The sequence below is a fragment of the Spirosoma sp. KCTC 42546 genome, from assembly GCF_006965485.1.
Lineage (GTDB): Bacteria > Bacteroidota > Bacteroidia > Cytophagales > Spirosomataceae > Spirosoma.
Window position 1 is genome coordinate 8,357,530 of record NZ_CP041360.1, and the last position, 19,394, is coordinate 8,376,923.

Genomic DNA, 19,394 nt, shown 5'->3' on the forward strand with positions numbered 1-19,394 from the left:
TCATTCGCTCATTCGCTCATTCACTCATTCACTTAGACCATGTTCAAAAAAATATTAATCGCCAACCGGGGAGAAATCGCGTTGCGAATTATCCGCACTTGCCGCGAAATGGGCATTAAAACGGTGGCCGTTTACTCAACTGCCGACCGCGATAGTTTACATGTACGTTTTGCCGATGAAGCTGTTTGTATTGGTCCACCCACTAGTAAACAGTCTTACCTAAGCATTCCCAATATTATTTCGGCCGCCGAAGTAACCGGTGCCGATGCTATTCACCCTGGTTACGGATTTCTATCTGAAAATGCTGAGTTCTCGCAAATCTGCGCGGATTATGGTATTAAGTTTATTGGCGCTACTGCCGAGCAGATCAACGGCATGGGCGATAAAGCCACGGCAAAAGCAACTATGCGCGCTGCCGGTGTTCCGGTCATTCCGGGTTCCGACGGTCTGCTTGAATCGGTTGAGCAGGGCAAGAAATTATCGGCCGGGATGGGCTATCCCGTTATTGTGAAAGCAACAGCGGGCGGAGGTGGTCGTGGTATGCGTATTGTCCGGTCTGAAGCTGATTTTGAGAAAGCCTGGAATGATGCCCGTACAGAAGCTGGCGCTGCGTTTGGCAACGATGGTCTCTATCTGGAAAAATTCGTTGAGGAGCCTCGCCATATTGAAATTCAGATCGTAGGGGATCAGTATGGCAAAGTTTGCCACTTGTCGGAGCGTGATTGCTCCATTCAGCGTCGACACCAGAAATTAGTGGAGGAAACACCCTCTCCCATTGTTTCCGACGATCTTCGGCAGCGTATGGGCGAAGCGGCTATCAAAGGGGCACAGGCCATTGGCTATGAAGGTGCCGGAACGGTAGAGTTTCTGGTTGATAAACACGGGGAGTTTTATTTCATGGAAATGAACACCCGGATTCAGGTAGAGCACCCAATAACCGAAGAAGTTACGGATTTCGACCTGATCAAAGAACAAATTAAAGTGGCGGCTGGGGCTGAAATTTCAGGCCGAAATTATACCCCGAAACTCTTTGCCATGGAGTGTCGGATTAATGCCGAAGACCCGGCCAACGGTTTCCGGCCCTCACCGGGCAAAATCACGAACCTGCATTTTCCGGGTGGTCATGGCGTTCGGATCGATAGCCACGTTTATAGCGGCTATACCATTCCGCCGAATTATGACTCCATGATTGCGAAATTAATTGTGTCGGGCCAGTCGCGAGATGAGGTTATTACGCGTATGAAACGTGCTTTGCAGGAATTCGTAATCGAAGGCATAAAAACCACGATTCCGTTTCATATTAAACTGATGGACGATCCTAAATTCCGCTCTGGACAGTTTACTACAGCCTTTTTAGAGACGTTTGATTTTAGTAAACTGTAAGGAGTAACGTGGACATCTTGTCTGCAGAGAGAAAACGTATAGGCCATATTACTAGGCGGACATCTTGTCCGCGTTACATTAGAAAAACCTAGGTGACTTGCTTTAGTGACAAGTTACCTAGGTTTTTTCATTTTACCCACCCGTATGAATCATCTCGCTACAGCCGATTACATCGTTTTCTTAATCTATTTTATCATCGTTGTTGGCTACGGCTATTGGATCTACCAGCGAAAACGCTCATCCCAAATGAGCACCACAGATTTCTTTCTCGCAGAGGGCTCCTTAACCTGGTGGGCTATTGGGGCTTCACTGATAGCCTCAAATATTTCGGCAGAGCATTTCATTGGTATGGCGGGCTCAGGCTTTGCGATGGGGCTAGCCATTTCATCGTATGAGTGGTTCGCAGCGGCTGTGCTCATTATCGTAGCTGTATTTTTCATTCCAATCTACCTCCGAAACCACATTTACACTATGCCGCAGTTTCTGGCGCAGCGGTACAGCGATACGGTCAGTACGATTCTGGCAATATTCTGGCTGGTGGTTTATGTATTGGTCAACCTGGCCTCTATCTTGTATTTGGGTGCCATTGCGATTGAGTCATTGGTAGGCATTTCCTTTACAGTCTGCACGATTGGACTGGCCGTGTTCGCCATTTTTATTACATTAGGTGGGATGAAAGTTATTGGGTATACCGATGTAATTCAGGTAGTTGTACTGATTTTTGGTGGACTAGTCATTACTTATTTAGCCTTACAGCTAGTCGCAAAAGATACGGGCGATACCGCCATTGGGATGACCAGTGTCTGGAATGGGTTATTGTCTCTGCGGCAACGGGCTGATGGTCACTTTCATATGTTCTTTGCCAAAGGGCATCCGTATTACGATGTTCTACCAGGGATGGCGTTAGTTACAGGTGGCATGTGGCTTAACAACTTGTACTATTGGGGCTGTAATCAATACATTGTGCAACGGGCGCTAGGCGCCGATCTGAAGACTGCCCGAAGCGGGATTCTGTTTGCGGCATTTCTAAAATTAATGATCCCGCTTATTGTCGTTATTCCTGGCATTGCAGCCTTTGTATTATACCAAAGCGGGCCTTTCCGCGCAGCCATGACCGATGCATCGGGAACGGTGAAACCCGACCAGGCTTATCCTGTATTGATGAACTTATTACCTGTCGGAATGAAAGGCCTTGCCTTTGCAGCGCTTACCGCTGCGGTTGTTGCTTCGCTCGCTAGTAAATGCAATTCTATTTCGACCATTTTTACCCTCGATCTATATAAAAAGTACATCGACAAAAACGCTTCGGATAAGAAACTGGTTAGGGTTGGGCGATGGGCTGTTATTGTATCGTTTGCCATAGCGATCTCAATTGCACCTATGTTGCGCTCGCTCGATCAGGTGTACCAGTACATTCAGGAATACACTAACTTTATTACACCCGGTATTTTTGCCATTTTCCTGCTTGGGTTCTTTTGGAAACGGGCTACCAACCGAGCCGCGATGACGGTGGCTCTTCTGACCCTGCCACTATCACTTTTACTCAAATTCTGGCCAGAAGTGATGGATCTGGTTGGTGTTCAGGCCGATTCGATCCCGTTTCTACACCGAACGACCTGGGTATTCTGCATAGACATCCTTTTAATGGTGCTTGTCTCCTTAACTGATCCAGCCAGTCATGTTCCTCAGAAAGGCATCATTGTTGATCGAAGTTTATTCCGGGTTACCCCTTCCTTTGTCATTGGGTCTGTTAGTATTTTCGGTATTTTGGCAGTCTTGTACACTGTCTTCTGGTAAGATCGATGTTGAAATTTCTGCTGGCTGGGCTACTGCTTATGTCAACTCCTGTGCTGGCTCAACTACGTGAACGGCTTGACTCACTGATGCGGGCCACGACAAAACCCAATCAGCCGGGGTCTGCTTTGTTGGTTGAGATCGACGGTAAAATCGTTTATCAGAAAGGATACGGCCTGGCCAACGTTGAGAAGAAATCGCTGATTACATCCGAAACTAACTTCCGAATGGCGTCTGTTTCGAAGCAGTTTACGGCAATGGGGGTTCTGCTTTTGGAAAAAGAGCACAAATTATCTCTCGATGATCCGCTGGTTAAATTCTGTCCCGAGTTTACCGGGCAAGTGGCCCGGAAGGTGCAGGTACGAAATTTGCTAACTCACTCATCGGGGATTCTGGATTATGAATCGGTTATGAATCCCAACCAGCGAGCACAATTGGTAGACGCCGATGTGCTCACGTTACTGAAAGATCGTGATTCACTTTATTTTGAGCCGGGGAGCCAGTTCCAATACAGTAACTCTGGTTATTGTTTGCTGGCATTGATCGTCGAACGAGTATCAGGGAAGTCATTTGCGTCGTTTATTCAAGAGCGAATTTTTCAGCCTTTGACGATGAATCAGTCGGTTGTTTATGAAGCGGGGAAACCGATGGCTAATCGGGCTATGGGTTACAGGCAAAAAGGGAATACGTTTGTTTTCTCAGACCAGAGCGTAACCAGTGCGACCAAAGGCGATGGTGGCGTCTACACATCGCTTACCGATTATAAGAAATGGAGTAATGCGCTTCAAAATGGAACGTTACTTGATCTTAAGGCGGCTATAACGCGCATGAAGCAAGCCATTCGGTCAAAGCCGGGTAGTTATTATGGGGCTGGCTGGTTTTTCCGTGAGCCAACAGAGCCCGTTTTGTTTCATTCAGGTAGTACGTGTGGTTTTAACAATTATGTGGTAAGCATACCATCAAAGAAGTTTTTGATGGCCTATTTTTCGAATAAAGCCGATAACAAAGCCAATGCCGAAGCCGTTTTAAAAATCCTTACTGATTCGGGTCAGCATGAAGTGGCTAATATCCTGGTATTGGATGAATTAACCCGATAGTAACTTTAGTCCATTTTGTGGCTCTATTGTACTGATTAACAGTAATAAATTTGTAGATTTACCGTCTAAATTTTAGTTCGTCATGATCAGCGAAACCGCCCCCCTTACCAGTCTCGATCAGTGGGAAGACGACCTACTGAGTCGCTACCCAGAACCCGAGCATAAGTCGAAAGAAGACTATCGGAACTACGACACGCCAGAGCGTGATACGGTTCGTGAGTTCTATCGGCTCAATCACACGTACCAGACCTATGATTTCGTGCGGGAAAAGGAGCGCGAGTTTCTGAAATTCGATAAGAAAGAATTGCCGGTTTGGGGTGCTATGGAGTTTTTGAACACCCTTGTTGACGACTCCGACCCCGACACCGACCTCGATCAACTTCAACACCTGCTTCAAACTGCTGAAGCCATCCGTGCCGACGGTCATCCAGACTGGTTCGTACTAACAGGCTTTTTGCACGACATGGGCAAAGTTCTTTGCCTGTTCGGCGAGGCTCAGTGGGCTGTGGTTGGCGATACGTTCCCAGTTGGCTGTAAGCATTCCGACAAGATTGTTTATCCCGAGTTCTTCGTTAACAACCCTGACAGCTACGACGAGCGGTATAACACCAAATACGGCGTTTACGAGCCGAACTGTGGCCTGCGCAACGTGCATATGTCCTGGGGGCATGATGAGTATTTGTACCAGATCATGAAAGATTACATGCCCGAACCGGCACTGTACATGATGCGCTATCACTCATTTTACTCGCAACACCGCGAGGAAGCGTATAATCACCTGATGGACGCGCACGATCATGAGCTATTCAAGTGGGTGCGTAAGTTCAATCCGTATGATTTGTATTCAAAAAGCCCAAAACCACCCGTTGTAAGCGAGTTGAAGCCCTATTACGAAGACTTGATTGCGAAGTATTTGCCCGCAACGCTAAAGTTGTAATTTTTTTAGTAAACACAGAGATAACGGAGATTGGCATGGAGTACACAGGGGATTGACAACACTCCGTGTACTCCATGCCAATCTCCGTTATCTCTGTGTTTACCATTCTTTCCCATGCTCCTCTTTTTTATAAGTCTTTATCTACTTTCCAATGTTGCTGTCGGTGCATGGGCAGCCCGGCGCGTTACGACGTCGCAGGATTTTGTACTAGCCGGGCGTGGATTGCCATTATTTTTGGCAGCATCGGTAACCTTCGCCACCTGGTTCGGCTCAGAAACCATTATGGGGGCGCCCGCCATGTTCGTGGAGGGTGGGTTTCTGGCCGTGATAGAAGAACCCTTTGGGTCGGCATTGTGTCTGTTTCTGGTCGGGGCTTTCTTCGCTCGCCCTTTGTATCGGCTCAACATCACCACTTTCTCCGATTATTTCCGAATCCGGTTCGGCCGGTCGGCGGAGTTGTTGTCGGCATTGATCGTAATACCCTCCTATTTTAGCTGGATTGCGGCCCAGCTGGTGGCCATTGGTATTGTGCTAAGCGTTGTGACAGATGTTCCTCGTGAGTATTGCATCATTGCCAGCGCGGCCATTGTTATGATTTACACCTTGCTGGGGGGCATGTGGTCCATTTCTGTCACGGACTTTTTTCACAACCTCATAATCATTCTGGCACTCGCCGTTCTGGGTATCATGCTTTGGCAGGAAGTTGGTGGTTGGGAAACCATTCAGAAACGGACACCCGTTGGCTTTTTCCGCTTTTTACCCAACTCGACTGATAAAGACTGGCTGGCTTATATCGCGGCCTGGATAACCATTGGCTTAGGTTCCATTCCACAGCAAGACGTTTTTCAGCGTGTTATGGCTGCCAAAACAGAAAAGATTGCTGTTCGGGCATCTTATTTAGCTTCTGGCATGTACCTGACGATAGCGATGCTGCCGCTATTTATTGCACTCAGTGCTAAACTCCTCCACCCCGATTTACCCAAAGACAATCAGCTTATCATTCCAAACATGGTTATGCGGCATGGAAGTTTACCCTTGCAGGTATTGTTCTTTGGGGCTGTAACTTCGGCTATTCTCAGCGTATCGAGTGGGGCCATTCTGGCTCCGGCAACGGTCTTCGGCGAAAACGTTATGAAGTTTTTTCAGCCCGATATCAGTGATCAGGCACTACTGAAAACGATCCGCTGGGCAGTCGTAGTTATCTCGGTTGCTTGTGTCCTGATGAGTACCACCCGCGATACCAACATTTTTGACCTAGTTGGCGAATCATCGGCCTTTAGTCTTGTCTCGCTGTTTGTGCCCCTAGCAGCCGGTATTTACTGGAAGCGGGCTAACCTGCTTGGATGCCTATGTTCAATGGTGATTGGCCTTGCCGTGTGGCTCATCTGTATCTGGCAAACGACCGACATCTCCCCGATGCTATGGGGTTTGGTTGCCAGTGCAGTAGCTATGGTGGTTGGGAGTTTAATCCCGTGGGGGAGCGTAGCTAAAAACTAAGGTGGTCCGCATCGTCCCTTTTTGCAAAAAATCATTTTCGATTACCTTTTCCAGCACAAAGCCACTCTTTTCCAGCACTCGAATGGAGCCTTTATTACGTTCATCGCAAGTGGCCTTGATGGTTTTTGCGTTGAAGGTATGAATAGCCAGTTCGACTAGCTTACGAGTCACTTCTGTAGCATAGCCCTGGTTCCAGTAGTCGGGGTGAAGTATATAGCCCAACATAGCTTCCACAGGCTCTTGTTCACTAATAGCCAATTCGCAACCGCCTATGTGGCGACCATCCTTTTTTAATTCAACAGCAAATTCATAGGCTAATCGTGGCTTTTCGTTCTTCCTTTCCTGTACTTCTTCCAGAAATTCCTCCGTATCCGCCAGTGTATTGGGCCCCCAGGGCGCATATTGAACGACCATTGGTTGGCTAACATAGGCTTGTATCGACTCCAGATCCGTAGGTCGGTAATCCCGAAGAATCAACCTTTCTGTTTCAAATTGCTCGTCCATACGTCCATTGTATGTCTGAATTCCAGCAAAAAAACGCACTTATACATCCAGTAATCGCCGGTGGTAATTGATCTGACCAAGGTGATACGTCAGATGCGTTGTCAAATGAACCAGCAAATAGCCTGTCGACGTCTTTTTGTCGAAAACTAACTGGGGATATTCATCATTAAGCTGCTCATCCGTTACCCTATCGAGTGCTTGATCAACAACGTTGATGGTTTCATCGATCTTTGTTAACAGTTCCAACTTCGGAATAGCCTTCAGCGAAAATTCAAGCTCCCGATGCCGGATATAACCCGTTTTCCCAAGTTCAGCACCGATGTAGGTGTTCAGATTGCCAATCAAATGCAGACACAGATTACCCGCCGAATTGGCGATTCCTTTATCGATATACCACAATGTAGACTCGTCGGTATAGGCGTCTATTTCGTCCCTTAGTCGCTCAAGGTCTCGGCGGAATAGGGTTTTTAAAACCTGAATAAGCATACTATGATCAATTTCTTAGGCTCTTGAATAAAAAGCTGTAGTCTATTTGCGCCTTAGCCAAAATACTGTTGCTCAATACGCCCGATATAGCCTAAATAGGTAGCACTACTAAACCAGGGCAGAATTTTCGCGCCGATGTTCGGGTACATATTCAGGCTGGCTAAATCGGTTATAGGCTTCCAGACTAATTCAAGGGCCGTGGTTTCGGCCGGATTCAGGATTGGTTCACCGTTGATATTTCGGGCGGCAAACACAACGTGTAAGACGTCGTCGTTGCGTTGGGTCAGTAGCATTTCGCCCGCCAGAATCATTTCACCAACATCTACCGAAACCCCTAATTCTTCCCGGATTTCGCGTACGATGGTTTCGGGCAAAATTTCGCCCCGGTCGGGGTTGCCCCCCGGTAAGGCGAACACATCCTGACCGCCGTAGCAGTAACGCATCAGTAAAACTTCGGTTTGGTTGGCGTTTTGCCGCCAAATGAGCGCAGATGGGCGAACTTTCATACAGGCAACTTATACAAGAGCGGTCGTCTTTCCCAATTTATCATCGGAAAAGACGACCGCTCTTTTTGTCATGCTGACGAAGGAAGCATCTTAAGATATCCAAACAACTAGGTTGGGACGATTTAAGATGCTTCCTTCGTCAGCATGACAAACAACTAATCCCGTGTTGTTTCGAACAGAAACCAGGTGCGTCGTTCGGTTTCGTCTATATAAACCTCCAGCAAGCTGGCAGTGGCTACATCTTCGGCATCGTCGGCAATTTTATGAGCCTCGCGCATGTGCTTGGCCATCTTCCGATTCTCGGCTTCCAGGTCCTTCAGCATATCATGCGCCGATACGAAATCCTCGTCATTATCTTTTACATGCTGTAACTGAGCGATATGCGCGATCGATCGGATGGTGTTTCCACCAATTTTCCGAACGCGTTCGGCTAATGGATCAATCGTTGCAAAAATTTGCTCAGCCTGTTCGTCTAATAGCAAATGATAGTCGCGGAAGTGTTTTCCTGACATATGCCAGTGAAAATTTTTCGTTTTGACATAGAGCGCAAAGGCGTCGGCAACGAGCCGATTCACTGATTCAGCGACCTTCTCGCGACCTTTTTCCTTCAAATCTGAAGGTGTATCTAGTTCATCAATTTGATTGATAGCTTTCATGAGTCAATCTGTTTTAAGGCACGAAGCCTGTTGCACAGAAAGAACTCTATGGGCATCGTATTGTTTGTTAAAACACGATTAACTCAATCGGTTTCTTAAAACCGAGCCATCACTTTCTCCGAGACCGTTTTCCCAATCGACAACGACGATGTAGCAGCGGGCGACGGGGCATTCACAACATTGATCGCTTTATCAGTTTCCAGAATGGCAAAATCATCGAGCAACCCGCCTGTCCGATCGCAGGCCTGGGCGCGAACGCCCGCTCCACCGGGCTCTAGATCCGACTCCTGAATTTCCGGAATCAGAGCCTGTAGGGCTTTGGTAAAGGCAGCTTTCGAGAAGGAACGGTACATTTCGCCCAAACCGGTTTCCCAGTATTTAGCGGCCACTTTCTGAAATCCCGGCCAGGTAAGCGTTTCGAAGAGTTCTTTTAGGTTAATATCTGATTTCTTGTAACCCTCCCGCTGGAACGCCAGTACGGCATTAGGGCCAGCTTCTACGCCCCCGTGAACCATGCGCGTAAAGTGAACGCCCAGAAACGGAAAATTCGGGTCAGGAACGGGGTAAATCAGGTTTTTAACCAGATATTCTTTCTGAGGCTTAATCTTGAAATACTCGCCCCGGAACGGTACAATGCGTACATCAACCCCACCTGGCTGCGTTAATTGGGCCATTTTATCGGAATATAGCCCGGCGCAGTTCACGACTAGTTTGGTTTCGTAACGGCCTTTATTGGTCACAACAATACTCAGGCTCGTACCCGGAGTTATCTGTTCAACCCGCTCATTCAGGTGGATTTCGCCACCCAGTGCCTGAAACTTCTCGGCGTACTTATCGGATACCTGCTTGTAGTCGATAATACCTGTTTGCGGAACGAACATACCCGCTACGCCCGTAACGTGAGGTTCTAGTTCACGCATTTCGGCGAGCGTGAGTTTTTTTAAGCCGCCCAACCCATTTAGTTGACCACGCTGATAGAGCGTTTCCAACTGCGGTAATTCTTCCTGTTTGGTCGCTACCACAATCTTGCCACACAGATCATACGGAATACCTTCTGCATCGCAAAAATTAATGAGCATCTTATAGCCCTGGATGCAGTTGGTGGCTTTCAGGCTTCCCGGTTTGTAATACAACCCGGAGTGAATGACGCCACTATTATGGCCGGTCTGATGGCGGGCTACGGCCGCTTCTTTCTCAATCAGAACGACCTTAAGACCCGGTCGTTGTTGTTTTAGCTGCAAAGCGGTAGCCAATCCTACAATACCACCGCCAATAATGAGTACGTCTGTCATCTTTGGTTAATAACCTTCAACAGCAAAGGTACAGCGCAATGGTCAAAAAAAACGGATACGGTAAAACCTCACGACTTATGCTATCTAAGCGATTATTTTTATTGAAATTGTTCCTGGCTCTAGAATTAGATTAGTAGGAGCCTATCCTCAATCGCTTATTTCGCTTTAAAGGCAATTGACCTGAGTTTTTTATGACTATTCGACTGGTACTTCCAATACTAGGGATAGGGCTGCTGTTTAATAGCTTTGGCCCGTCAATACCACTAACTAAGCAGAAACAAACGAATCGGCCGCCCAACATTATTCTGATTCTGATCGACGATATGGGTTCGGCCGATGTGGGTTGCTATCGCCCCAGCAATTCAGTCAATCAGGTGCCACCCACGCCCAACATCGACCGGCTGGCAGCCGAGGGTATTAAATTTACCAACTACTACAGCGCGGCCCCGATCTGTTCGCCCTCGCGAGTAGGCCTTCTTACGGGAAATGTACCCGGCAAATGGCGGATCACCTCATTTTTGGCCGAGCGAAAACACAACCGCACCTGCGAACAAGCCGATTTTCTGGACGCTTCGGCCCCCTCTGTAGCACGTGAACTTAAAACGGTGGGATATTCTACGGCCCATTTTGGCAAATGGCACATGGGAGGTGGACGTGATGTTAATAATGCGCCCGGTATCCGACAATACGGTTTTGATGAATATGCCAGTACCTGGGAAAGCCCCGACCCTGACCCACTACTCACGTCGACCAACTGGATTTGGGCTAAATCAGATAGTGTGAAACGCTGGAACAGAACGGCCTACTTCGTTGATAAAACTCTCGATTTTCTGAAGCGAAACCCAGGTAAACCCTGCTACATCAACCTTTGGCCCGACGATGTTCACACGCCTTGGGTACCTGACGAAACAACCCTCAACGAGTTTCCAAAGGGAACCGAAAACCCACGTGAATTCAACGCCGTGCTGGCCGAACTCGACCTACAAATTGGTCGCCTGATGGCGGGCTTGAAAACATTGGGCATCGATGACAATACGCTCGTTATGTTTACCAGCGACAACGGCGCTTTGCCTACTTTCCAGGGAAAACGGTCGGGCACATTCCGAGGTAGCAAGCTTTCGCTTTACGAAGGTGGCATTCGGATGCCTTTCATCGTGCGCTATCCGGCTCGAACACCCAAAGGCAGCCTTGATAATCAGTCCATAGTGAGTGCAATTGACTTACTGCCCACGTTGGTAAGTCTGGCGGGTAAAAAGGAGAACCGGGCTCGATCTGATGGTGAGAATATGGCACCGGTGCTGCTGGGTAAACCTGCTGTTCGAAAGAAACCCCTTTTCTGGGAATATGGTCGTAATAATGAATCGTTTCGCTACCCGGCAGGCCGCGACAAGAGCCCGAATCTGGCGATGCGGGAAGGAAACTGGAAGCTGCTGGTGAATACCGATGGTTCTGGCGCGGAACTCTATAATCTTCTCACCGACCCTTCCGAGCAAACGGATGTAGCCAATCAGCACGCCAAGTTGGTGGGCGATATGCGAACTAAGTTACTAACCTGGCGGGCGGGTTTAGCAAAATGACAATAGTAAAATCTTATCGCAACTGCCCTTCAATCCAATCGAGGCCTCGACCGTAGAGCGCGTGGGCAAATCGAACCCGGTTATCAAAATCGGCATTCGCCGTTTTCCCCTCAACCATAAATTGACGAACAAGTCGGGCATTATCGAGTGCCTGAGGCTGCTCGTATTCTGTTTCGGTTTCGGTCCGAAAGGTGGAGAAAGCGCCTGAATCGCCCTCAAAATGCTGGAAAAACAAATGCCCTCGTGGCGTTCGAACGGCGCACAATACCCCACACGCCCGGCTGGTTGATGGAGCCAGGCTCCCTTCCAGGCCCCGTTTCAGGACAATAACGCCATCGAAGCCAGCCAACATCGCCAGTTCTGCCATTTTCATCTGGTAGGTAATATGAAATACTGACGTAACCAGAATTTGAGCATGACAGGGATTCAATACTTTTTCGAGCGTCGCCAGAAAAGGGCGTTTAATAATAACATGGCGACGATCTACCCAGCGATTCAGCGCGGGCGATAACGCTTTCTGATCAAGTACCCAGCCGTAGGATGCCAAAGGCGTATCGAGTTCGTGGTTGCTTTGCAGAAACTGGCAACCCAGATTCATGTATAAATCAAGCGCGTTGAGCGTAAACTTGGGGCCTCCCGATCGGCCAACTAATGAGATGGCCCCGTAACCCCGTTTCTGAACTAGTTGCGCCAGCAGGGGCGTAATCAGGTAACTGTTCTCGACCCCATCAAACGGTTCGGCCAGTTGAACAAGTGGCCGGTCGGCACAACTCATTGAGCCAAAGCCGGGAGTGAATGTCCGTTCGGCGGCCCGCATCAGGCCCTGGTATTCTTCATTGGTCTCGTGCCGAACCCGCATGATACTAGCGGCAAGGCCCCGGAACGTTTCGCACCGACCATCGCTAAACAGGTAATCGCCCAGTTGCTCGGCTTCAGAGACTTGCAGGTTGGCCCCCCGAACCAGTTTAGTAGCAATGGGTAGTAAACCTTCCGGTAAATCGGGGCAAAGTTTGTTAATAAAAAAGGTTGGATGCGAGAAGGCTCCCTTTCCGATTACATCTTCCAATGTCCGCTCTTCGGCGGTTGGTCCTTTGGCCAATAAGGCTCCCAGAAAGGCTCCCCGTTGCAACGGATGGGCGGTTGGGTCAATTAATGCAGCTCTGCATTCCGTTAATAGTTCAGGGGTGAGCGGCTTACTACCGTACTTACCGATACCAATGTGTTTGATACCACGCCCAAGCGGGGTACTAGCAGCAGGTGCGTCCAGAACCATATGACTAACTGGTTTAACTGAGAGATAGGGAGTAAGTAAATGTAAGTAAAAAAGATTGGCTTTTTAACCGCCAACTTGGCGAAAATGACCCTTTTACGTGATTTAGCGATCCGTTTATCATTAAAATCCTTTCTACTAAAGTCGTTGTCCAATTATGAAACAAGTATAAAGATTTAGTTTTGGCCTGTCGTAGCTAAAATGTTCTTCGTCAGCCAGTAACGTTCTATTATTTACCACGTCCATGCTTCCAGTTCGCAACTTTATCTCATCCCGAATACTGGCGTTCTTACTGCTAACAATCTTGCTGATTGGGGTAGAAGTGATGGTTACGCAAACAGTTGTTTTTGGCAAGAACCCACTATTGCTATCCGTAGGTGTATTAGTCGATTTGGTTTTCGTAACAACGGGCCTGTTTTACTGGATCGTGTCCAAACCGCTTCGGTTAGCTTCCAACCGACTTCTGCTGATAGCCTTACTCATGCTACGAGTAGCGCTTTTTATTTTACCATCGAACGCTCAGCTACCCAACCAGTTTTGGCCTTTTCTGTTGATTTTCAGTGAGGTAATGGTGCTGATCATTGCAGGATTACGTATCCGAACCATCGTCCAAACGTATCGACAGCTACGCCCAGCGACTGATCCAGAAACTGCTCTCCGACTGAGTATGGCAACCGTTTTCGGCGAACAGGCTTCAGCGTTTATGCTTGGCGAAGGGGTTATTCTGTATTATGTGCTGTTCGGCTGGCGGCTTCAGGCCGATGTTCCAACTAGTACTAAACCGCTGACAACTCACCGCCAATCGGGGCAACTAGCCTTGACTGTCGGGTTGCTGGTTGTAGGTTTAATCGAAGAAGTGGCCGTTCACCTGCTCGTAGCCCGCTGGAACCCAACTGCGGCAGTCTGGATAACCATCATTAGCGCTTATGGGATGCTGTTTTTTGTTGCCGATGCAATAGCAACCGCTAAACGACCGTCGTACCTGTCGGACACTCACTTGCAGCTTCGTTTAGGCGTACGCTGGCGAGCTACCATTCTCCGATCGCAAATTGCCCATGTCTCGTTTATCAATGAAAAACCGGCTAAACAATCTGGACTTCTTAATGGAGCATTCCTGACCAGTCCGAATCTTTTATTCGTTTTTACTGAACCGATTACCTTCATCGGGCCTTATGGTATTCAGAAGAAGGTTAGTCGATTTACGATTTTTGTGGATGACCGAACGGCTTTCAACCAATACTTGTGCCGCGAGTAAACCCGTTATAGAATTGTTGATCCTCTATTATTGTACTCGGATTAAGAGTTTGTGACATATGGCAGAACGCATCACCTACGGCAAAACATGGTGGGGCCAGCAGTGGCTAAACGCCCTGACAAGCATCGACATGGCGAACCGCATTCCACGCGGAAAAACCTATGCCAATCAGGGTGCCGTAATGGGATTACTGATTTCCAATAATCAGATTAGTGCCTCTATTAAAGGATCGGCTCCACGGCCGTATAAAACCAAGCTATCGGTACCCCTTTTTACGGATCAGGAAAAAGACTGGCTTCTGACCGAAATTCGGGAAAATCCGGCCATACTGGCGCAACTGTTGAACCGCCAGCTCCCGCAGGAATTGACCGAATTTGCCAATCGGCGGGGCATCAAGCTATTTCCGAAGTCCTTTCAGGATTTGACGATGGGTTGCTCCTGCCCTGACTTCGCCGTGCCGTGCAAGCACCTGGCGGCCGTTATTTATATCATTGCCAACGAAATTGACAGAAATCCTTTCCTGGTTTTCCAGCTAAAAGGCCTGGATATTCTGGAAGAACTCCAGAAAGATCAGGCCAACACGATCGGTGGGAACATGGGGGCCGTTTTTTCGTTCAAAGAAATCTGTACCGACGAGTTCCCGGATGATGAAGATTGGGTACCTGACGAAAAAGCGCGGGCCAGCCTGGATTTTGCTGCCATTCCATCCTTATCGGACCAACTACTGGGTCTGCTTTCGCCCGATGTAACGTTTACCAAAGGTGACTTCCATAAATCGCTGGCCAAAGCGTACAAGTTATTCAGTAAGCCTATATCCGATATAAAACCGTTCTCGCAGGAAGAGCGGCCCAACTTCAGCGACAGCATCGAGCTACAACTCGATGAAGTTATGTCGGTGAAGAAAATCAGTATGTTTAGTGAGCATGGCGAACAACGATCGCTCAGCGGCTTCACCTTAAGCGACCTGATTAGCTGGCTCGATACGCTCACCGAAGCCGACTGGCCTGAAATGAGCGATTCGGTTCGATCGTTGTACCTGACTCATCAGTTCTCAGCGGCTCTGCTTCGCCGGGGAGCAATCGTACCCCAATTGCTGCGGGTCGGGCCAGCCGAAGAACACTACCGGGTACGGTGGATTCCGGCGACACTGAACGAAGCCGTTAAACAGGTAACCGACCGACTGAACACGCAAATTCCGCCAACACTGCTGACGGTTCGCTGGCAGAAAGAATGGCTGGCGCTACCCGGCGAGCAACTGACTCTGACACTCTGCTCGCTGTTTTTGCGTAAGGTTATCAAACCAACAACCATTGAACTTTGGGAACGATGGCCCCTCGAAGACGCCGATCGATTGTTTTTTGGTATCGAAACCTTACGATTTGAAGGGTTTGGTCGGAAAGAGATGCCATTGGCGATGCAGCTATGGCTAAACGATTTTTTCCTAACCCACAAGCGATTCGTACCAATTCTGGCCGTTGAGGAAAATGAATACGGCGATGAGTTTCGGATGAGTCTGCTTATTCGCGACCGCGACGCCACTGATACGGGAGGAACGCCCGCAGCCCCCATACCTTTACCAGACTTATTAGCCAAAAAGAAACACGCACCCATTCGGATGGCGGTTTTGCAGGATTTGCTGGTGCTATCCCGGCACTTTCCTGATTTAGCCAAGTTGACCCGGTTGGGTGGGGGCGCTTACCTCGCCTACTCCCCTTCTGAATTTGTCCAGGTTTTGCTCGATACGCTGCCGCGCATGCAGTTGCTGGGCATTGCGCTCTGGCTACCGAAGTCACTTCAACACTGGGTTCGTCCGCAGGTAGGAGCACGATTGAAAGCGAAAGTCACAGCCGATGACGCCTTCATGCGCCTGGACGATATGCTGACCTTCGATTGGCAGGTTGCCCTTGGTGATGAGATGGTAAGCGTGAGTGAATTTCAGAAATTAGTCGGTCGCACAACGGGCTTGGTCAAGATCAAAGATCAGTACGTATTGATTGACCCAAATGAGCTAACCAAACTTTATAAACAACTCGAAAACCCGCCCGAACTTACAGGTTCAGACTTGCTCAAAGCGGCTTTATCGGAAGAATACAGAGGTGGGCGCCTGGGCATTTCGCCCGAGGTTCGGAAACTGGTCAAACAGTTTACCGAAAGTGCTGCCCAGCCCCTGCCCGATGCGTTACATGCCACCCTACGGCCCTATCAGCATCGGGGTTATGATTGGCTTGTCAAGAATACAGCCCTCGGTATGGGAAGCCTGTTGGCTGATGATATGGGACTAGGTAAAACCCTGCAAATCATCGCTCTACTTCTAAAGTTTAAACAGGAAGGCCGATTTAAGAAACAAAAGGGGCTGGTTGTTTTACCAACTACATTGCTGACGAACTGGCAAAAAGAAATAGCCCGGTTTGCCCCCGACTTACAGGCTCAGGTTTATCATGGTTCGAGTCGTAAACTCCCAACCGCCGACGATACGTATGATTTACTTCTGACGACTTACGGCGTGATTCGGAGCGATCTCGATAAGCTCAAGAAAACGACCTGGGCAGTAGTCGTTATCGACGAAGCTCAGAACATTAAAAACTCCGATACCGAGCAGACAAAAGCCGTTAAAGCATTAAAAGCACCAATTCGGATTGCGCTCAGCGGTACGCCTGTTGAGAACCGATTGTCGGAGTTCTGGAGTATTATGGACTTCGTAAACAAGGGGTATCTGGGCGGTTTGAGCAAATTCAACGAGGAGTTTGGCAAGCCCATTCAGCAGGAGCGCGACCACCAGAAACTCGATCAATTCCGGCGAATCACGAGTCCGTTTTTACTCCGGCGCGTTAAAACTGACCGAAGCATCATCAGCGACCTCCCCGATAAAATCGAGAACAATCAATTCTGTGCCCTCACTACAGAACAAGCTGCTCTATACCAAAGTGTTGTTCAGGAAAGCTTACGAGCCATTGAGGAAAAAGACGGCATCGCTCGTCGGGGTCTGGTTCTGAAACTAATGACTGCACTCAAGCAGATCGGCAACCACCCGCAACAATATCTGAAGAAGAGCAACAGCAAAGATGGCGGTCCTTCACCTGCTCTTTCCGGCAAGGCCACCTTGCTACTCAGTCTGCTCGAAACGATTTATGCCAACCACGAGAAAGTGCTGATTTTCACGCAATACCGTGAAATGGGTGAATTACTATCCCAATTTATCCAGCAGACATTCGGTCAGCAACCGCTGTTTCTGCATGGTGGCACCTCCCGCCCTGACCGCGACCAGATGGTTGAACAGTTTCAGAAGAATCGCAGCGACCACACGTTTATTCTGTCGCTTAAAGCCGGTGGTACTGGCCTGAACCTAACCCAGGCCAACCACGTCATTCACTATGATTTATGGTGGAATCCGGCTGTCGAATCGCAAGCCACCGACCGGGCCTTCCGCATCGGTCAAACGAAGAACGTATGGGTGTATCGGCTTATGAACCAGGGTACACTCGAAGAAAAAATCGACGCCATGATCCGCTCCAAACGCGAACTAGCCGACCTCAGCGTCAAAACCGGCGAAACCTGGCTGGGCGATTTGAGTGATACGGAGTTGAAAGAGCTGGTGAGTTTGGGGTAATTTTCAGCAAAAAGTGTTAATTGGATGAGTTTATTCAGTGAATTAACGTTAATTCACTGAATAAACTCATCCAATTAATGAAATCGCGGATTCCACGTAGTATTCAACCGACTATCGCGTCGCAGCTTCGATCAAATAAAGTGATTTTGTTAGTTGGCGCAAGACGGGTTGGTAAGACCGTGCTGATGAATCAACTGGCGGATTCATTTGATGGCACGAAACTGCTTCTTAATGGTGATGACCTCAGCACCGCTGACTTGCTAAATGATCGGCGTGTTGCCAGCTACAAACGCTGGCTGGGCGACACACAACTACTGCTTATTGACGAAGCCCAGGTAATTCCAGAGGTTGGCCGGTCGTTGAAACTGCTGATCGATTCGTTCCCGGATCTGACCATATTCGCCACAGGATCGTCGGCTTTTGACCTGGCAAATCGGGCGGGGGAACCGTTGGTAGGCCGTCAGCTTACCCATACGCTCTATCCATTAGCTCAACTCGAACTATCAGCAACGGAAACCTATTTTCAAACGCGTGACCAGTTGACTGACCGGCTCATTTTCGGTAGTTATCCAGATGTGGTACAGATGGAAAATACCAATGACCGCATTGACTACCTAAAAGGCATGGTATCGTCGTATTTGCTAAAAGACATCCTCTTATTCGAACAGGTAAGAAACGCCCACAAAATGCTTCAGCTACTCCAACTAGTTGCCTATCAGGCAGGTAGTGAGGTATCGACGGATGAACTGAGCAGACAACTACAGATTGATCGAAATACGGTGGTCAGGTATCTTGATCTGTTTACAAAGGTATTCATACTCTTCCGATTAGGCGGCTATAGCAACAACCTACGCAAGGAAGTGACGAAATCATCGAAATGGTATTTCTTTGACAACGGGATTCGTAATGCACTGATTAACAACTTTAGTCTGCCTGATCAACGCAACGATATGGGTGCTTTATGGGAAAACTACCTGGTTTCGGAACGTATCAAGCGCAACGCTTATCTACGAAGTCAGGCAATACCTTACTTCTGGCGAACGTATGATCAACAGGAGCTTGATTGGCTAGAAGAAACCAATGGCCAGTTGAGCGCTTTTGAAATGAAGTGGAATACAAACCGCGTTCGTTTTCCCAAAGCCTTCCAAACAGCTTATCCAGAGGCTTCTTTATCCGTTGTGAATCCTGATAATTATTTGGAGTTTGTTACATGACATAATTAACTTGAATGTTTTGACTCTCTAACTAAAGACATGGTATATAATTCAGACACAATGCCACTGATTCCAACTCGTTCTGCCCAAGAAATCACATTTGCAGACTTCATACTCGTTCATCACCTGCCCCCTGGTATGGGTCAAGGATATGTGCATGCATCTCACCCAGCCGATTCGTGTTCGGTTGCTCAGGTACTCAATATTGCCAGATACAGCAATTCAACAATATTGCAAACTGATATAGGCCAAATTAACCTCAGTGCTATGGATGAAGGTGATGCCTACAAAATTGATATGTGTCGTCATCTGCTTAGTC

Annotated in this window: 15 protein-coding genes; 9 read left to right on the forward strand and 6 right to left on the reverse strand. The window is 48.3% G+C overall.

Going from position 1 to position 19,394, the window contains the following annotated elements; translation table 11 throughout:
* Positions 1-39: 39 nt before the first annotated feature.
* The 5 genes from accC (at position 40) to EXU85_RS34010 (ending at position 6,708) form a co-directional block, all read left to right on the forward strand.
* Entirely contained in the window at positions 40-1,383 is a 1,344-nt protein-coding gene (accC, locus tag EXU85_RS33990; RefSeq protein ID WP_142776335.1) for an acetyl-CoA carboxylase biotin carboxylase subunit, read from the forward strand.
* A gap of 144 nt (positions 1,384-1,527) precedes the next feature.
* Positions 1,528-3,180 carry a sodium/solute symporter gene (locus EXU85_RS33995; RefSeq protein WP_142776336.1) on the forward strand — a complete coding sequence of 551 codons (1,653 nt, stop codon included), beginning with the start codon at positions 1,528-1,530 and terminating at the stop codon, positions 3,178-3,180.
* Between the two features lie 5 nt (positions 3,181-3,185).
* Positions 3,186-4,274, forward strand: a complete 1,089-nt coding sequence (locus EXU85_RS34000; protein ID WP_142776337.1) for a serine hydrolase — start codon at positions 3,186-3,188, stop codon at positions 4,272-4,274.
* An 82-nt stretch (positions 4,275-4,356) separates the two neighbouring features.
* On the forward strand, positions 4,357-5,211 hold the full coding sequence (locus tag EXU85_RS34005; protein WP_142776338.1) for an inositol oxygenase family protein: 855 nt from the start codon (positions 4,357-4,359) through the stop codon (positions 5,209-5,211).
* A gap of 114 nt (positions 5,212-5,325) precedes the next feature.
* Positions 5,326-6,708 carry a sodium:solute symporter family protein gene (locus EXU85_RS34010; protein ID WP_142776339.1) on the forward strand — a complete coding sequence of 461 codons (1,383 nt, stop codon included), beginning with the start codon at positions 5,326-5,328 and terminating at the stop codon, positions 6,706-6,708.
* On the opposite strand, the gene EXU85_RS34015 is transcribed toward EXU85_RS34010, so the two are convergent.
* The 5 genes from EXU85_RS34015 to lhgO form a co-directional block, all read right to left on the reverse strand.
* A complete protein-coding gene (locus EXU85_RS34015) occupies positions 6,676-7,212 on the reverse strand; it encodes a GNAT family N-acetyltransferase (RefSeq protein ID WP_142776340.1) in 537 nt (178 codons plus the stop codon). The genes EXU85_RS34010 and EXU85_RS34015 overlap by 33 nt on opposite strands.
* 39 nt (positions 7,213-7,251) lie before the next feature.
* Positions 7,252-7,698, reverse strand: coding sequence for a DinB family protein (locus EXU85_RS34020; RefSeq protein WP_142776341.1), 447 nt, complete (start codon positions 7,696-7,698; stop codon positions 7,252-7,254).
* A 53-nt stretch (positions 7,699-7,751) separates the two neighbouring features.
* Positions 7,752-8,204 carry an NUDIX domain-containing protein gene (locus tag EXU85_RS34025; RefSeq protein WP_142776342.1) on the reverse strand — a complete coding sequence of 151 codons (453 nt, stop codon included), beginning with the start codon at positions 8,202-8,204 and terminating at the stop codon, positions 7,752-7,754.
* Between the two features lie 155 nt (positions 8,205-8,359).
* Positions 8,360-8,860: a Dps family protein gene (locus EXU85_RS34030; protein ID WP_142776343.1), complete on the reverse strand. Its 501-nt coding sequence runs from the start codon at positions 8,858-8,860 to the stop codon at positions 8,360-8,362.
* Positions 8,861-8,955: 95 nt separating this feature from the next.
* Positions 8,956-10,152 (reverse strand): L-2-hydroxyglutarate oxidase, encoded by a 1,197-nt coding sequence (lhgO, locus tag EXU85_RS34035; protein ID WP_142776344.1) that lies wholly within the window; start codon positions 10,150-10,152, stop codon positions 8,956-8,958.
* Between the two features lie 191 nt (positions 10,153-10,343).
* Here lhgO and EXU85_RS34040 point away from each other — a divergent pair, with 191 nt between their 5' ends.
* A complete protein-coding gene (locus tag EXU85_RS34040; protein WP_142776345.1) occupies positions 10,344-11,729 on the forward strand; it encodes a sulfatase in 1,386 nt (461 codons plus the stop codon).
* Positions 11,730-11,742: 13 nt separating this feature from the next.
* Here the strand turns inward: EXU85_RS34040 and EXU85_RS34045 are convergent, their stop codons facing one another.
* A complete protein-coding gene (locus tag EXU85_RS34045; RefSeq protein WP_142776346.1) occupies positions 11,743-13,002 on the reverse strand; it encodes an anthranilate phosphoribosyltransferase in 1,260 nt (419 codons plus the stop codon).
* 241 nt (positions 13,003-13,243) lie between these two features.
* Between EXU85_RS34045 and EXU85_RS34050 the strand changes: the two genes are divergently transcribed.
* The 3 genes from EXU85_RS34050 to EXU85_RS34060 all read left to right on the forward strand — a co-directional run bounded on the left by EXU85_RS34050 (position 13,244) and on the right by EXU85_RS34060 (position 19,075).
* Positions 13,244-14,254, forward strand: a complete 1,011-nt coding sequence (locus EXU85_RS34050; RefSeq protein WP_142776347.1) for a hypothetical protein — start codon at positions 13,244-13,246, stop codon at positions 14,252-14,254.
* A 58-nt stretch (positions 14,255-14,312) separates the two neighbouring features.
* A complete protein-coding gene (locus EXU85_RS34055; protein ID WP_142776348.1) occupies positions 14,313-17,861 on the forward strand; it encodes an SNF2-related protein in 3,549 nt (1,182 codons plus the stop codon).
* A 77-nt stretch (positions 17,862-17,938) separates the two neighbouring features.
* Entirely contained in the window at positions 17,939-19,075 is a 1,137-nt protein-coding gene (locus EXU85_RS34060; protein ID WP_142776349.1) for an ATP-binding protein, read from the forward strand.
* Positions 19,076-19,394: the final 319 nt, after the last annotated feature.

Coding starts and splice junctions, on each gene's coding strand:
- accC (WP_142776335.1), top strand. CDS start 40: ATGTTCAAAAAAATATTAATCGCCAACCGGGGAGAAATCGCGTTGCGA.
- EXU85_RS33995 (WP_142776336.1), top strand. CDS start 1,528: ATGAATCATCTCGCTACAGCCGATTACATCGTTTTCTTAATCTATTTT.
- EXU85_RS34000 (WP_142776337.1), top strand. CDS start 3,186: ATGTTGAAATTTCTGCTGGCTGGGCTACTGCTTATGTCAACTCCTGTG.
- EXU85_RS34005 (WP_142776338.1), top strand. CDS start 4,357: ATGATCAGCGAAACCGCCCCCCTTACCAGTCTCGATCAGTGGGAAGAC.
- EXU85_RS34010 (WP_142776339.1), top strand. CDS start 5,326: ATGCTCCTCTTTTTTATAAGTCTTTATCTACTTTCCAATGTTGCTGTC.
- EXU85_RS34015 (WP_142776340.1), bottom strand. CDS start 7,212: ATGGACGAGCAATTTGAAACAGAAAGGTTGATTCTTCGGGATTACCGA.
- EXU85_RS34020 (WP_142776341.1), bottom strand. CDS start 7,698: ATGCTTATTCAGGTTTTAAAAACCCTATTCCGCCGAGACCTTGAGCGA.
- EXU85_RS34025 (WP_142776342.1), bottom strand. CDS start 8,204: ATGAAAGTTCGCCCATCTGCGCTCATTTGGCGGCAAAACGCCAACCAA.
- EXU85_RS34030 (WP_142776343.1), bottom strand. CDS start 8,860: ATGAAAGCTATCAATCAAATTGATGAACTAGATACACCTTCAGATTTG.
- lhgO (WP_142776344.1), bottom strand. CDS start 10,152: ATGACAGACGTACTCATTATTGGCGGTGGTATTGTAGGATTGGCTACC.
- EXU85_RS34040 (WP_142776345.1), top strand. CDS start 10,344: ATGACTATTCGACTGGTACTTCCAATACTAGGGATAGGGCTGCTGTTT.
- EXU85_RS34045 (WP_142776346.1), bottom strand. CDS start 13,002: ATGGTTCTGGACGCACCTGCTGCTAGTACCCCGCTTGGGCGTGGTATC.
- EXU85_RS34050 (WP_142776347.1), top strand. CDS start 13,244: ATGCTTCCAGTTCGCAACTTTATCTCATCCCGAATACTGGCGTTCTTA.
- EXU85_RS34055 (WP_142776348.1), top strand. CDS start 14,313: ATGGCAGAACGCATCACCTACGGCAAAACATGGTGGGGCCAGCAGTGG.
- EXU85_RS34060 (WP_142776349.1), top strand. CDS start 17,939: ATGAAATCGCGGATTCCACGTAGTATTCAACCGACTATCGCGTCGCAG.